The 15,154-nt window shown below is 33.9% G+C and carries 12 protein-coding genes; 2 read left to right on the top strand and 10 right to left on the bottom strand.

Annotation, left to right across the window (positions count from 1 at the left end):
- The first annotated feature begins 313 nt into the window (after nucleotides 1-313).
- Both ABIQ27_RS05985 and ABIQ27_RS05980 read left to right on the top strand, forming a co-directional pair.
- Entirely contained in the window at nucleotides 314-1,339 is a 1,026-nt protein-coding gene (locus ABIQ27_RS05985; RefSeq protein ID WP_348032870.1) for a LacI family DNA-binding transcriptional regulator, read from the top strand.
- A 68-nt stretch (nucleotides 1,340-1,407) separates the two neighbouring features.
- Nucleotides 1,408-4,080, top strand: coding sequence for a DUF5916 domain-containing protein (locus ABIQ27_RS05980; protein WP_348032869.1), 2,673 nt, complete (start codon nucleotides 1,408-1,410; stop codon nucleotides 4,078-4,080).
- Here the strand turns inward: ABIQ27_RS05980 and ABIQ27_RS05975 are convergent.
- Genes ABIQ27_RS05975 through ABIQ27_RS05930 form a run of 10 tightly spaced genes read right to left on the bottom strand, consistent with a single transcriptional unit; the run spans nucleotide 4,058 to nucleotide 15,074 of the window.
- Nucleotides 4,058-4,720 (bottom strand): methyltransferase, encoded by a 663-nt coding sequence (locus ABIQ27_RS05975; RefSeq protein WP_348032868.1) that lies wholly within the window; start codon nucleotides 4,718-4,720, stop codon nucleotides 4,058-4,060. The two genes, ABIQ27_RS05980 and ABIQ27_RS05975, sit on opposite strands and share 23 nt — an antisense overlap.
- Entirely contained in the window at nucleotides 4,717-6,240 is a 1,524-nt protein-coding gene (locus ABIQ27_RS05970; protein WP_348032867.1) for a radical SAM protein, read from the bottom strand. The genes ABIQ27_RS05975 and ABIQ27_RS05970 overlap by 4 nt, the downstream gene beginning before the upstream one ends.
- The gene (locus ABIQ27_RS05965) at nucleotides 6,230-7,396 is read right to left on the bottom strand and encodes a hypothetical protein (RefSeq protein WP_348032866.1); all 1,167 of its coding nucleotides are present in this window, start codon (nucleotides 7,394-7,396) and stop codon (nucleotides 6,230-6,232) included. The genes ABIQ27_RS05970 and ABIQ27_RS05965 overlap by 11 nt, the downstream gene beginning before the upstream one ends.
- Nucleotides 7,393-8,946, bottom strand: a complete 1,554-nt coding sequence (locus tag ABIQ27_RS05960) for a glycosyltransferase family 87 protein (protein WP_348032865.1) — start codon at nucleotides 8,944-8,946, stop codon at nucleotides 7,393-7,395. The genes ABIQ27_RS05965 and ABIQ27_RS05960 overlap by 4 nt, the downstream gene beginning before the upstream one ends.
- Nucleotides 8,943-9,689 carry a glycosyltransferase family 2 protein gene (locus ABIQ27_RS05955; RefSeq protein WP_348032864.1) on the bottom strand — a complete coding sequence of 249 codons (747 nt, stop codon included), beginning with the start codon at nucleotides 9,687-9,689 and terminating at the stop codon, nucleotides 8,943-8,945. The genes ABIQ27_RS05960 and ABIQ27_RS05955 overlap by 4 nt, the downstream gene beginning before the upstream one ends.
- Nucleotides 9,679-11,208 carry a hypothetical protein gene (locus ABIQ27_RS05950; RefSeq protein WP_348032863.1) on the bottom strand — a complete coding sequence of 510 codons (1,530 nt, stop codon included), beginning with the start codon at nucleotides 11,206-11,208 and terminating at the stop codon, nucleotides 9,679-9,681. Before ABIQ27_RS05950 ends, ABIQ27_RS05955 begins: the two co-directional genes overlap by 11 nt.
- Nucleotides 11,205-11,927, bottom strand: a complete 723-nt coding sequence (locus ABIQ27_RS05945; protein WP_348032862.1) for a methyltransferase domain-containing protein — start codon at nucleotides 11,925-11,927, stop codon at nucleotides 11,205-11,207. The genes ABIQ27_RS05950 and ABIQ27_RS05945 overlap by 4 nt, the downstream gene beginning before the upstream one ends.
- A 1-nt stretch (nucleotide 11,928) precedes the next feature.
- Complete coding sequence (locus ABIQ27_RS05940; RefSeq protein WP_348032861.1) at nucleotides 11,929-12,729, bottom strand: class I SAM-dependent methyltransferase; 801 nt, start codon at nucleotides 12,727-12,729, stop codon at nucleotides 11,929-11,931.
- On the bottom strand, nucleotides 12,719-14,179 hold the full coding sequence (locus tag ABIQ27_RS05935) for a radical SAM protein (protein WP_348032860.1): 1,461 nt from the start codon (nucleotides 14,177-14,179) through the stop codon (nucleotides 12,719-12,721). Before ABIQ27_RS05935 ends, ABIQ27_RS05940 begins: the two co-directional genes overlap by 11 nt.
- Nucleotides 14,172-15,074, bottom strand: a complete 903-nt coding sequence (locus tag ABIQ27_RS05930; RefSeq protein ID WP_348032859.1) for a nucleotidyltransferase domain-containing protein — start codon at nucleotides 15,072-15,074, stop codon at nucleotides 14,172-14,174. Before ABIQ27_RS05930 ends, ABIQ27_RS05935 begins: the two co-directional genes overlap by 8 nt.
- Nucleotides 15,075-15,154: the final 80 nt, after the last annotated feature.

The following is a 15,154-nucleotide window of genomic DNA, read 5'->3' as shown; positions in this document are numbered from 1 at the left end:
TGGCTTTGGTTGCAGATTGTGTCTTGTAGCTTAATGCGTCCATAATTTTATTTTAATTAAACATTCCATTCCCAATAAAGGGAGTGCAAAAGTACAATTATTTATTAATAAAGCAAATAGCATTTTTTAAATATTTTTACAAAACGCAATTTTTTGTGTAAAATCCTTTTAATTAATGGACTTAGCAAACAAAATTGAATCGAATCATAGGATAAAAAAGTTTAGTATTTAGTCTATTTTGTGGTCAACTTTAATCCTTCTATAATATGTTGCAGAATAAATTTCACTATTTTTACATTTTAAGACAACAAAAATGAGATCGAAAGCCACATTAAAACAAATTGCAAAAGAATTAGGAGTTTCTGTTTCTACAGTTTCCAAAGCATTGAATGGAAGCCCGGAAATAAGCGAACCGACTAAGCAACGAGTTCAGGAATATGCCAAACTAAAAAACTACAAGCCCAATGTTATTGGACTAAATTTAAAAAACCGAAGAACCAAAACTATTGGCGTTATTATTCCTAATATATTGAATTCCTTTTTTGCCAAAGTTTTTAGCGGCATTGAAAAAGTAGCTGACGAAAAAGGATATAAAGTCATTACCTGCATTTCCAATGAGTCTTCCGAAAAAGAAATCAATGCGCTCGAAATGCTGAGCAACGGAACTATCGATGGTTTTATACTTTCAATTGCTGAAGAATCTCAAAAACTGCAAAAATTCGATCATTTTACTACGATAATTAATGAAGGAATACCAATCGTGATGTTTGACCGAATTGCAGATGAAGTGAATTGTGATAAAGTTATTGTGGACGATTTTGAATCAGCAATGAATGCGACCGAGCACTTACTTAAAACCGGTTGTAAAAAAATTGCGCTTCTTTCTGCAATTGATAATCTTAGTGTTGGAAAATATAGAGCACAGGGTTTTTACAAAGCACTTGAAGCAAAAGGATTGAAAGTGGATGAAAAACTCGTTCTTTTGGCTAATGACAATGAAGAGTTTAATTCAAGAATTGGTGGTTTTTTTATAAAAAACAAACCAGATGGCGTTTTTGCTCTTGATGAACACGCTTCAGTAACTGCTATGAAACTCGGAATTCAGAACGGATACAAAATTCCACAGGATTTATCAATAATCGGATTTGCCGACGGAGTTTGGTCACGCCGAATGACGCCGAGCATGTCAACAGTAAGCCAACACGGGCCGGAAATTGGTGAAGTGGCCGCAAAACTTTTAATAGATAAGCTGGAAAGCACTGAAGAAACATTCACGTTTACAACCACTACAATTAAAACAGAATTACGCCAAAGAGATTCTACGAAGAAAATTTTCTAAAAAGTTCGATAATTGATGTAACAAATATTGAAAAGTGATGACTATTACTGCAATCATCATCAATAAATATGAAATCATCACCCGAGAGCGAAGCTCGAACTGTTTGGAGCGAAGCGAAAAAAATCAGTCTGTTTATTTTACTCTCTTTCTCTTTTGTTTCAATTCAGGCACAGGAAAAGCCTCAAATAGAAAAAAGAGTTTATACCACTAAATTTTTAGATGCTATAGAAGCGCCGGCAATTGACGGTAAACTAACCGATAAAGGTTGGGACATCGTTGAATGGACTACTGATTTTATAGAAAGAGAACCTGACGAAAATACGCCACCAACAGAGCAGACCAAATTCAAGATAGTTTTTGACAAGAGCTATCTCTACTTTGGGATTAGATGTTATGACAAAGACCCAAAAAAAATTGTAAAAAGACTTTCCCGTCGCGATGGATTCGAAGGTGATTGGGTAGAAATCAACATCGATAGTTATCACGATAAAAGAACCGGATTTTCATTTACATCATCAGTTTCAGGTGTAAAAGGTGATGAGTTCATTTCAGATAATGGAAACAATTGGGATGGAAGCTGGAATCCAATCTGGGTTTTAAAAACCAATATAGATGAGGAAGGATGGACTGCCGAACTAAGAATTCCACTAAGCCAATTAAAATTTGGAAATGACCGAGAACAAATTTGGGGATTACAGGTTCAAAGAAGATTTTTCAGAGCAGAAGAACGTTCTTCATGGCAGCGAATTCCACAAGATGCCGGTGGTTGGGTAAGCGAATTTGGAGAACTACGCGGATTGATTAATCTGGAACCTCAAAAACAACTAGAAATTCAGCCTTTCTTAGTTACCCAAATGAAAACATATCCCAAAGAACCGGGAAATCCATTTAGAGATGGAAGGGATGGAAAAATAAATGGCGGTTTGGATGCCAAAATTGGAGTTACCAATGATTTGACTTTAGACTTAACCATCAATCCTGATTTTGGTCAGGTAGATGCCGATCCTGCTGCAATTGCATTGGATGGTTTTCAGATTTTCTTTCAGGAAAGAAGACCTTTTTTTGTCGAAAACAAAAATATCTTTAATTACCAATTTGCAGACGGACAGGACAACCTGTTTTATTCAAGAAGAATAGGAAGAAGTCCACAGGGTTATCCAAGTACCAACAGCGGAGAATATGTTGATATTCCGGATAACACCACAATTCTAGGCGCGGCGAAGTTTAGCGGGAAAACAAAAAACGGCTGGTCTATAGGTGTTTTGGAAAGCTTAACTGATAAAGAATTTGCCACCATTGATGACAATACCAACAGAAGAGAAGAAATTGCTGAACCGATGACGAATTATTTTGTCGCACGAGCGCAGAAAGATTTTAACAACAGAAACAGCTTTGTTGGCGCAATTGTTACTTCAACAAATAGAAATCTGGAAGGTGATGAACTAAATTATTTACGCAAATCCGCCCAAACTGTAGGATTGGATTTCGGTCACAACTGGAAAAACAGAAAATATTATTTGAACGGAAATATAGTGGCAAGTCAGGTAAATGGAAGCAAGGAAGCCATTACCAATACGCAGCGTTCACTAACCCACTTGTTTCAAAGGATTGATGCCGGTCATGTTAGTGTAGATGAAAACAGAACTTCTTTAACAGGAAGTGGCGGTAGATTAGAGTTTGGAAAACAAAGTGTTGGGCATTGGCGTTATTACGGATTCTTTTCCTGGCGTTCGCCAGAATTGGAACTGAATGACGTTGGTTTTTTAAGACAAGCCGACGATATAAAACAACTTGCGATACTAACACATCAAACTTTAAAACCAACTTGGGCTTTTAGAAGGATAAATACCAGATTTGAGCAAATGACAACCTATGATTTTGACGGAAATCATAACAGAACACAATATTCCCTGAGTTCGAATGCAAATACCAAAAATAATTGGTATCTGAATTATCAGGTTATCTATAAACCTTTAATGTACACCAATACGGTTCTTCAGGGCGGACCGAGATTTAGATATTCTGAGGAGTTGTATAACTCATGCTACATTTCTACAGATTCAAGAAAAAAGTTGCGCGGCGAATTCGGAATGGTATACACTCAAGGCAAAAACAATTCATTTTCGTATGCAGAATTGAACACCGGATTTACCTTCCAGCCTATGAATGCGTTAACGTTCTCAATGTATCCAACTTATTCTATAAGTAAAAGCAAAACACAATATGTAACCCAGGCCAGCTTTGGAAGTACTCCAAGGTATATTATGGCTGATATCGATCAAAGAACATTGAGCGCATCGGTGAGAGTGGATTATAATATCAATCCAAACCTAACAGTTCAATACTATGGCGAACCATTTATCTCAAGAGGGAAATATAAAGATTTTAATAAGGTTGTAAATCCGACTGCGGGTTATTATGGCGACAGAATAGAAGTTTTTAATAACAATCAAATCTCTTTTGATTCTGTGAATGATAGTTATTCAGTTGACGAAGATGTGAATGGTTCTACAGATTATGAAATTGGCAATCCCGATTTTGCTTATGTGCAGTTTCGTTCCAATTTAGTTTTGCGTTGGGAATATATTCCGGGATCAGAAATATTTTTGGTTTGGTCGCAGGGAACAACAGGTTTAGGAAGTCCAAAAGACGATTTATTCCGCAGTTTAGATTCACAGATATTAGGGAGAAAGCCCGAAAATATCTTTTTGCTAAAAGCTACTTACCGATTTTTATTTTAAATATATAATTGGTTTCAACCAATGCTGTATTTTCGAGAACAACTTCAAAAGTCATAGCGTTTCTTAATGCTATGGCTTTTATTTTTTCGATATCACAATCCTGTGACAGAATCATATAACAATTACTTATGGCTAAATAATTTGGTAACTGAACAAATAGTCTTTCAAAATAGTCGAAGTTTTCTCCGCAATACCAGGCATGTTCTTTTATGTTTTTTGGAGTTTTTGGATAATACGGCGGATTGATAATAATGTAATCAAAAGTTTGATTTTTAATATTGTCAAACAAATCAGAATTGATGATTTTTAACTTCAGATTATTCTTCGAAGCATTGGTTTCCAGAAAATCCAACGCGATTTGATTAACATCAGATGCTGTAACATCAGCGCCTTTTTTTGCCGCTAAAAGTGAAATTATTCCGCTGCCGCAACCAAGCTCTAAAAAACTTTTGTTTTGTAAATCTAATTTATTGACAAAAGCCAAAAGAATATTGGTGCTAAAAGTCAGATGCGGCGGAAAAACTTCAGAATGCACCTTGATGCAAATATTGTCGTAGCAAAAAGTTCTCGGTTTCCAATAATACAATCGTAAACCAAGTTTCAAAAAAGGAAGCGCTATTTTCTTCAGCAATTGTCTCATTCGGAATAGAAGCCTTCAATCTCAGGCTGGCGATATTTCCAGAGTTTGTGAAGCGCTTTAATCTCATAAGGAAACTGATAAAATCCGGTTTTGTAACGCCAACTTGCTACGGTTGTCAAAACTATTCTTTTAAAACCCCGGATTCTAAAATCGGAAACTGTTGGATAATAGCCGTTCAAAACCGTTTCAAAATTTTTAATCGTGTCAATCATATAGGGTTTCAACCAAGGCGTCAGCGGATTTTTTCTCAAATCGAAGTTTTCCCAGCTTGGCGAAATCCAATCTTCAAGATGTTTCGGGAATGAAAAACCGGCATCAAGAATCTGCTTGTATAATTCAGAACCTTCTGTTGGCACCGGACTAAAAAGGTAAATGATAATTTCTGCATTTGGGTTGATGACTTTGATTTCTTTGATGAAATTAATGTCCCACAGAATTTGATCATACACTTCTTTTTCAGTTTTTGCAGGCATTCCAAGAACAAATGAAAGTTCAGGAATAATGTCTGCGTTTTTCATTCGCAGCACAAAATCCTTAATCATTTGTCCGCTTTGCGTTCCTCCTTTATTCATTTGTTTTAAAACCGCGTCGTTTCCGGTTTCAGCTCCAAGGAAAATCATTTTGCAACCTGCTTTTCGCATCAGTTTCAATTCGTCATCGCTATACATATTAATCGTGTCAATGCGGCCTTCGCCCCAATAACTAATATTGTCATTCATGATAAGTTCCGAAAATTCAAGCACACGTTTTTTGGAAGTAAAGAAATTATTGTCGTGAAATTCGACTGCGTCAATGTTGTATTTCTCTTTGAAATATTTGACATCTTCATAGATTCTTGCCGGCGACATGCCTTTCCATTTGGCATTATAAATTGGAACCACGGCGCAAAACGAACATGAAAACGGGCAACCCATGCTCGAATGATAGGACAGGGTTTTATAACCCATAAATGTTTTGGCCAAATAATTCTTAACCGGATAAAACGAATTCAGATACTCATACGGAAACTTAGGCAATGTATCCTGGTCGAGTAAAGCTTCAACGGCAGTTTTGATGATTTCGCCTTTCTCGTCTTTGTAAATCAGGTTTTTGATTAAGAAGATTTCTTCTTTTTTATCGTTTTCCAAAGCTTCGATTAAAGATGGAAAAGCTGTATCGCCCGGACCATTGATGACATAATCTACAACATCAGATTGCAACGAAACTTTGTATTGATTGGCAGCAAAATAACCGCCCCAAATAGTAATGGTTTCGGGAAATAGTTGTTTTATTTTTTTGGTAAACGGAATCGCCTGACGAAGTTGTGGCCCAGGCATAACTGTAGAACCAAAGTATTTATATTCGCCGGTTTTTAAATAATTTTCAATAGTTTGCCAAGGGTTTTTTTCCAGATTCCCATCTACAAAAACATATTCATATTTGCCATGGACAGCAGCTCCAACCTGCAAAATAGAATTCGGAATTCTATGTTTGCTGCTAGCACTTTTTGGATTGAATATGATGATTTTATTAGATTTCACGGTTGATTTTTGATTTGAATAAAATTAAAAGAATAATCTGGGCAATAGCGCTTCCTGTCAAAGCTCCGGGAATTCCATATCCTAAATATAAAAACAGCGAACTCAGGACAGAGTTGATAATTACTCCAACAATAAGATTTTTAACAACTACTTTTTCCTGGTGTTGTTTAAACAAATTTACAATATCTAATCCATAAACGTAAGAAGGATAAACATATAGAAATGTAATTAGATAAAACGTGATATCAAAAGTGGTTTTCAAATAGAATTTTATTATGAAATGAACGACCAGCAACGAGCAAGGAACTATCAGCAACCCAAATAACGATAAGGTTTTTTGGGTTTTCTTAATAACATCTTCATTATTTCTGTAAATCATTTTAGTGAAAGGCGAATAAATAAAAGCAGTAATTGACATTACAAAAACCAACAGACTATTGATGATTTGATAATCGGCAGTGATAGTTTTGTTGCCAAAATGTTCAACAATATAAACATCAACTTTGGAACCTAAGAATCCCAAAATGGATAATAAAAAGAATGAGAAAGAAGTTTTAAAATAATCAATTTGGAAAGGAGCTTTTTGAAATAAAAGAAACTTTTTGAAAAGAAAAATGTAGAGCAATCCTTTTAAAAACTGATAAGTGCTATAAATAATCAACAATGAAAAAACACTGATTTCAGATTTCAAATAATAAAAACAAATCCCAAAACCGATAAAGCTCAGCACTTCAATAATAATCGATTTGTTGAATTCTTTTTGGTACAAAACCAAAGCTTCAACCGATTGATTCCAATAGCGTCCAACCAGCCAAATCGTTATCCAAAATCCAAATGAAACCGGAAATAGAAAGAAGCTTATGATGGAAAACAAAATCGCCAACGGAAAACGAGTCACTAAATTTTCAGAAAAAGCAACCGCAATTTTCGCTGGATTTTCGCTGAATTTTCGAAGCTGGTATTCTTTGTTTCCCCAACTTATAAATTGTAGGGCAAGCAAGCTATAAAGAAAAACAGCGACAAACGAACCCCAAATTTCTTTGGATGAAAAGTGAATCACCAAAAAAGGAATCACCATTCCAAATAGCGAAATCAACACCTGTCGAATGGTGTTGTTGGTAATTACCCCTAACCTTTTTAGCGATTTATTTTTCAATGTAATTCTATTTTCCGAAGTGTATAAAAACCAATTCCTCTTCCATAATCCGAAAGATAAATGACGGTTTTGTTATCAACTAACATTGGTTTTTGTTTGTGACTTTTATCAAAAGTTAGTTTTCCTATTTTGTAAGTTACTTGATTATCCTTTATATCTAATGTTCTTGAGGAGTAACTTTCAAAAGGTATAGAATCTTTATTTTCTCCTTTTTCGTTCCAATAAAAATAGCTTAGTTGGTTGTTTTCTATTTTATAATCATAAATCAAAAGTGGCGATTTTTCAAGAACTGCCGTTGAATTTATAGCTTCATTTTTTTTGAAAACCAAAAGCAAAACGATCGGGATAACAGTAATAACGCTAGCGAATTTCCAATTTATGTTTTGCTTAAATTCAAATAAGAAAAATCCAAAAAGCAAAATCAGAAACAGCAATCTTAAATAAGAAATCGGAAAGCTTTCCTGCATAAAAAAAGACAAAGGCAAATTGTTAACCAGAAGCAATAAGCCACAAAACGCAATTTTTTTAACCTTTGAAATTTCACTTTTCAGCAAAGCAAAAAACGGGAACAGCATTAAGATAAAAGTATAAGTGCTTCCGTAAGGAGAAATTAAAATGCAGGCTAAAATCCAAAAACTAAAAGCAGTTAATTGATTCTTGTTAGCCTTAGAAATAAAATAACCAATCACAATCAACATAATTTTGAAACCGATAATCAAAGCATAAAACAAACCTGGATAATTAAACAAACCTGCCGGATTTTCATTTGCATCAAAAACCAACAACCGCTTTAAAAACATAAAAGCAGATTGATAATTATCTACATATGATGTGGCAATTTCACCGTTTGAAGCTTTGGACAGCACATCCGTTATATAAAACTTCCAAAGATCAATATCAATAAATAATAGGGAAAGGCAAAAAAACAACACACTAATTCCCAGCATATAAAATAGTGGCTTGAATTGTTTTTTGCACAGAAAAATCAGCACCAACAATACCGGAAAGACTTTCAGGAAAATGGCAAAACACAAAAACAAAGCAGCTTTAAATTGTTGGCCTTTTTCATGAGCCAACCAAAACTCGGTCAATAAGACAAAAACTAAAAGATAGACTTGCCCAAATAGCAATTCGTTTCTTATTGGTACAAAAAACACAAACGGAATCAACACTAAATAAACCCAATTTATTTTATAAAATTGTGCCAATCGATAAATGCTAATAACAAAAAGAATGGCACTGATTGTATTGAATGTCAGTTTCGCAGTTGCCAACGAAATAAAGCTAAATGGATAAAAAAGCATCGCCAAAAACGGCGTGTTGGGTGCAAATCCGGCAAATAATGGAGGACTACCCAACGCTACAATTTCTTTGTTGAATAAATACGGAAAGTAAGTGTTGGATGTAAAAGCATGTTCTCTTAAAAAATAACTCCCGAAATAATAATTGGCAAAATCATGAACCGGAAAAGCTACAGCTTTGTATACATAAAATGCACAAAGCAAAAGCAATGGAAGAAAAGCATAATATTTAAGAAGAACCGTTTTCATAAATTCTTAAAAATTGAAAAAGAAGCGAGTTTTGTTTTCTGCAAAAAATAAGAAACAGAAACTCTCAAAACACCTAAACCATAAACAATACTTCGCTGAAGGTTAATCGAACTGGCTTCTTCAAAATAATTAGCCGGACAGGAGATTTCACCGATTCGTGATTTGATAAAACAGCATTGTGCCAATATTTCATTGTCGAAAATAAAATCATCAGAGTTGTTTTCAAAAGCAATTTTTTTCAAAATTTTAGCATCAAAACATCGGTAACCAGTATGATATTCGGATAGTTTTTGGTTCATCAAAATGTTTTGAGTGAAAGTCAAAATCCGATTGGAAATATATTTATAAAACGGCATTCCGCCTTTCAGAGCGCCTTTGCCCAAAATGCGTGAACCCAAAACCACATCATACAAATCAGTGGCAACCAAAGTACACATAGCCGGAATAAGCTTTGGCGTATATTGATAATCGGGATGCAGCATCACAATAATATCGGCGTTGAGCTCAAAAGCTTTTTGGTAACACGATTTCTGATTGGCGCCATAACCTTTGTTTGAATCGTGTGAAATGATGTGTTTGATTCCAATTTTTTTAGCGACATCAATAGTTTCATCATTGCTGAAATCGTCCGTTAAAATCACTTCGTCAACAATATCAAAAGGAATTTCTTCAAAGGTTTTTTGAAGTGTTTTGCCCGCATTGTATGCAGGAAGAACGACGATTATTTTCTTGTTATTGAGCATTAGCAGTTATTTTTGAAACTTCGAAAATGTAATAACCGTCTTTGTCGACAATGTTAGCCTCAAATTTTTTCACAAATCGGACTTTTATTTTGTCGTTTAAATTTACCCAGCTCTTTGCATTTTGATCCTTTATTAGTGCATAATAAGAAACCAAAAAAACATTTTTATTATGAGTACTCATATAATCCGTCAGCATTGCAACACATTCTTCTTGTTTAACATTTGCAATGCAGCCAGAATCCCAATGGCAATAACTTTGCAAACTTCCGTTGCACAAAAAGAAGATTTTTTTCTCTAAATAAGCACTTAACATAGTGCCTTCACAAGTGACAGTAATAATTTCAATTTTGGCACTGTTTTCTTTTTTGACGTAATTGATAGTTTCCTTTGCAGATGAAAAATCAAACACATAATCTATAGAGTAGGCATAGATTCCGCTGCAAAAGTGAATTATTAAAATGCTGTAAATAATAGGTTTTTTTAACAACGTTAGTTTCAGTGAATTCAAAAAATCCTTCAATTTATAATCTTCAGAATGATAATAATGTTCAATCCATAACGCAACAATAACGATAATATAAGTCATTCCATGAAAACGAATTGCTTCTCTTTGGGTAACAAAAAAGAAAACCTGCGTTCCAATCAATCCTATATAAACAAAGAAAAGTGTTTTTCGGTTTTTGAAGAAAAGCAGTAATGGAAGAAAATAAATCAGCAATGCGAATATGGCAGTTATTGGCTTACTCAATTTTACAAACAGATTAGAATTCCAAAAATGTATGGTTCTGAAATCGGGAATCGTGACAATTCCTTTGAAAAAGGAAACAAAACCCTGAACAATTCTTTTCTCAAAAGGAAGTTTACTAATTGGGTTCAAAAGCCAATCAGTATCCGTTGCGTGAATTTGGATAAAAATCAATAGCAAACCCAATCCAAAAATGAAATAGCCTGTAATATATTGCTTTTTAAAAAATTGTTTGTTTTGGATTTGCTCTAACACCAGCGTCAAAAATAAAGCAAATGCAATTACACTGAACATCAAATGCGTATTTGAAGCTATTGCCAGAAAAACACACAGCAAAGTGAATTTCTGCTCCCGGTTTTTAAAAAAAGTGACTGCCAAAAACAGGAACAAAATCCCCAAACTATAATTCCGGCTAATCAGATTGTATTCGAAAATCATGAAGTAGCCAAAGATGAAAAGCGTTTTAAAAATCCAATCGAAAGGCGCTTTTCTAAGAAATATAAAAACGGCAGAACTTGATATTAAAATATGCAAAAACTGCATCCAAAATGGGTCAGATGTAAAACGCGTAATTCCATAAAGCAGGAAACTCCAAAACAATGAATGGCCTTCAATATGGGTGTTTTGTATCAGTTCTGAAACAGAATTACTGTCTCGCGCCAAAAGCCAATGATGTGCTTCATCAAGCCAAAGTTCATGATGTAAAATGCCAATATAACTCACTGCAAAATAGAGTAAGGTCAGAAAGTAATAATATTTAGATTCGTTTTTCAATTGTTTGTTATTAAAATCCAATAAAATGGGCTGTCTTTTCTGAAATAATTTAAAAATGAAACTGGATTATACATAATTTTATGTTTCCCCAGGTTTTCTAATCTATGGTGAAAATAGTTTTTTGACATTTCAGGAAAACCTAGATCTTTATAATAGTTTTGGGTTCGTTCTTTTGCCTTTTCAATTTCAGAAGCCTTATAAAAAGGCGAATCAATAATATGAATTTCACCGTTTTCCGAAAGTAAGTTACTCACCATTTTAAATAATTCCTTTAGGTTTTCAAAATACTGAAGACTGCTGTTGAATACAATTATATCAAACTTCTTGTCGTTAAGTGCTGTTTTTTGAAACAAATCAGCATAAACAAAACTCAAATTTTCATTGTTGAATACTTTCGCAGCCTGCTCCAATTCTACTATCGTAATGTCTAAACCAGTAATTTGTGTGTCTTGAACTGAACTCATTAAATGTGAAAACCAACCATTGCCACAACCAATTTCTAAAATTTCTAAAGGTTTATTTTTGGTTTTCAAATAACTAAAAAACCGATTTGAAGACTTTTTCCGCAATTGCCATTCTGAATAATGCGGATGGTCTTTTTGTATGTTAGGAAGCTTTTTAATTTCTTCTTCCGAATAAAAACGGTTTTCTTTTTTTCTGGCATTTATATATAAATCAGAAAAAGCAGTATTGGGCTGGCTATAGTAGATGACGCTCATATTACGTGTTTTTTTGAAAAGTAATAATGAAATAATCTCCAATCCCTTTTGGGATTATTGATTTGCCATTGATCCAGGAATCTAAATGCATCAAAAAATTTATTGTTTTTGGATGTTTATGCAATGAATTATAATGTAATGAAGGATAAAATGTTCCGATATTTTTTATTGAAACAGCTTTAAAATCATTGCCCATCGCTCTTTTTATTTGCTTTGGCGAATGATAAAAAGTTGGAATCAAGTGATTATTGACATTTGCCAAAACACCATTTTTTTTCCAGCGTCTGAATGCGTTTTTGTTTCCTTTCAAAAAAGTTGCCATTTCCCAGGGATAAAATTTGGGCATAATGACAAGGGAAACAAAACCTTTAGGATGCAGTAAATCGTTAAACTGGCTAAAAATTTCTTCCAGATTATTGGTGCAATTCAATCCGCCATAATTAGAAAAAATATGATTAAACTTTTTGTTTTCAATGCTACTCAAATCTGTAAAAGAGCATTTTTGAAACTCTAGATTTTTTAATCCTTCAGTTTTGATTTTGTTCTTGATATAAATTCCTGCGCTATCGGCAATGTCAGTTGCCAGGACGTTATAGCCTGCTTTAGCAAAATAAACCGCGTCAATTCCGCTACCGGCATTGATTTCAAGTATGGTGTCTTTCGGATTTAAATACGTTTCAACATGCTTTCTTATGGTATTTCGTCTGTAAATATCGCAATAGTTTTCTTTGCTCAGGGTTTCATATTCCTCATAAATTGAAGAAAACGCAGGACTTATATTTTCAGCAAAATTATTTTCCATGCTGCAGTTTTTTTAGAAAAATAGTGTCCAAAAAAGCACTTGGAATGTAGTAAGCGAGTTTTGCAATCGATTTTAAATTGTGAAGAGAAACATGCAAAGGATGTGAAATTGCTAATTTCAAATTCTGAAACCCTTGTTGTTTTCTGAATTCTTTATGCACAAAGCGTTGTAATTTTCGATAATAATTGGAATTGTAAGTGCCGTTAAACATCATATCGAAATCATCGGAATCGGTCCAGTTCGATTTTAGTTTTAAATCATCTTTTACTTTTTCATAAAACTTGGTGCCAGGCAAAGGATACGAAACGGAAATGCCAATATTATCCGGCATCAGTTCTTTGACCATAGCAATCGTTTTGGCAATGTCTTCCTGATTTTCGGTCAGATAACCAAACTGAAGAAAGAACGCTACTTTGATTTTTTTGTCTTTCAAAATCTTCGTTGCTTTATAAATCTGTTCAACGGTTGTGCCTTTATCCATTGCGTCAAGGATTTTTTGCGAAGCACTTTCGGCACCAACCCAAACTTCTTCCAAACCGGATTCAGCCAGGCAATCGATCGTATCTTCTTTCAATAATAAATCAACCCGGCTTTGAATATAATAGCCGATTTTTAGGTTTTGCTCCTTTAATTTTGTGTTGAATTCCTGAACCCAATTCGGCTTTAAGCCAAAAATATCGTCACACATCCAAAAGCGATTCACACCAAAATTGGCTTTTAAAAATGCAATTTGCTGAACAATATATTCTGGTGAATGTGCGTTGTAGCGATTGCCATAAATTGGTTTGGCACACCAATTACATTTATATGGACAGCCACGTGTTGTAGCGATGTTTAAAGTGAATTTTTTTCCGCTTTGTTTCCAAATCCTGCGATAACTTTCCATATCAACCAAATCCCAGGCAGGTAATGGAAATTCATCTAAGATTTGCTGAACTTCTCTTTTTTTATTGACCTGAATAGTATCATTTTTCCTGAAAACAATGCCATGCAAATCATCAATGCTTTTGTTTTCTTCAAGTGATTTTAAAAGTTCCAAAAGCGTAATTTCACCTTCGCCCTGAAGGATAAAATCAGCACCTTTTTCAATATAGTCTGAGTAATGATCGGTAGAATCTGAACTGCACATAATTACTGTAGCATTATGGTTTTTGCCATATTTTATCATTTCAAAACTAGCATTACGCATATTCGTCAGGCACATTTTGGTCAGATAATTAAATCCATCGTCAAAAATCACCAAGTAATTTGGTTTGGTATTGTGTAAAACAGCTTGAATTGATTTTGGAGAATTTAATAGGTTAGTGTCAAAAAGGGAAACATCAAAATCGTTTTTTCGCAATAAAGAAGCTGCATACAAGGTTCCCAAAGGCGGAAAAGGGTTTTTGTTTTTCCATTGTTTTGGGTCAAGTTTGTAATAATAGGAATGCGAAAAAAGAATATTAGACATGTTCTCTTTGTAAAACTAAATTATACTTTGACTGAACTTCTTCAAGTTTTATATTCAAAGATAAGATAACTTTTTTTTGAAAGTTTGATGGATGATGTTTTGAAACTGTTTTGGTTGTTTTTAGAGCGATTTTGAAATCTTCTTCAGTCATGTAATCAAATTTAGATTTCCATTTTTTTAAGGTAATTAACTTGAATACAGAATCAGTTACAAGGCCTATTTTAGTATCACAAATGAATTCAATTGAACGGGAAAAAAGTGGTTTTTTTTTATCGGAAACAGTTTCAATTTGTGGTTCAAACTTCGAAAAATAATCATTTACCCATTTGTTGCTTTGATAAAATTGCTCAAAAACAGCTTTACCATGCATCGGAATCAGAGTTTTCAATTCGGTAGCAGTAAACCGGTTTTTTTCTGCGATTTCCATTTGATTGGATGAAATGAAGTAATTGACACAAAAATATTTTCGGGAATTAAGCAGGAATATCTTTTTGTAAAGCATCAATAATGTTCTGCAAATCCACAATTTATTTGGTTTTGTAATCACAAAAAAATCGATGTCGCTTTCATTGTCATAATATTCTTTTGACAACGAACCCGAAATTCCAACTGCTTCTACATAAGGGAATTTAGCAATCAATTTAGATTTTTGATATGCTTTTACAAGCGCTTTCTTGGCATGAAGATTTCCTCTTAGTCTTTTGATAACCGAATCTAAATCGCTGCCATAGACATAAAACTCATCTACTTTGATAAGAATTTTTTCATCTATCAGGTGCTGCAGTTCTTTTTCTGTTTCGGAAATATTTAGATAGTTCGTGTAACTGTGTATTTCTTCAATTTTAAGAGGATATCTAAAAATAGAAAAGTACAAAATTGTTTTAAGTGTTTCCAATGGTCATAGCGTTTTTCGGTATTTAAAAGTAACATTTTAATCCGAATTAACCCTAAGCCTTTTATGGATGTTTACCCTTT

The sequence above is a fragment of the Flavobacterium sp. genome (genome assembly GCF_039916025.1).
Taxonomy (GTDB): Bacteria; Bacteroidota; Bacteroidia; order Flavobacteriales; family Flavobacteriaceae; genus Flavobacterium.
The sequence above is the reverse complement of the archived record's forward strand: the minus strand, read 5'-3'. Positions and strand labels throughout refer to the sequence as shown.

What these genes read in the sequence shown, in the direction of transcription:
- ABIQ27_RS05985 (WP_348032870.1), top strand. Translation starts at nt 314, where the DNA reads ATGAGATCGAAAGCCACATTAAAACAAATTGCAAAAGAATTAGGAGTT.
- ABIQ27_RS05980 (WP_348032869.1), top strand. Translation starts at nt 1,408, where the DNA reads ATGAAATCATCACCCGAGAGCGAAGCTCGAACTGTTTGGAGCGAAGCG.
- ABIQ27_RS05975 (WP_348032868.1), bottom strand. Translation starts at nt 4,720, where the DNA reads ATGAGACAATTGCTGAAGAAAATAGCGCTTCCTTTTTTGAAACTTGGT.
- ABIQ27_RS05960 (WP_348032865.1), bottom strand. Translation starts at nt 8,946, where the DNA reads ATGAAAACGGTTCTTCTTAAATATTATGCTTTTCTTCCATTGCTTTTG.
- ABIQ27_RS05955 (WP_348032864.1), bottom strand. Translation starts at nt 9,689, where the DNA reads ATGCTCAATAACAAGAAAATAATCGTCGTTCTTCCTGCATACAATGCG.
- ABIQ27_RS05945 (WP_348032862.1), bottom strand. Translation starts at nt 11,927, where the DNA reads ATGAGCGTCATCTACTATAGCCAGCCCAATACTGCTTTTTCTGATTTA.
- ABIQ27_RS05940 (WP_348032861.1), bottom strand. Translation starts at nt 12,729, where the DNA reads ATGGAAAATAATTTTGCTGAAAATATAAGTCCTGCGTTTTCTTCAATT.
- ABIQ27_RS05935 (WP_348032860.1), bottom strand. Translation starts at nt 14,179, where the DNA reads ATGTCTAATATTCTTTTTTCGCATTCCTATTATTACAAACTTGACCCA.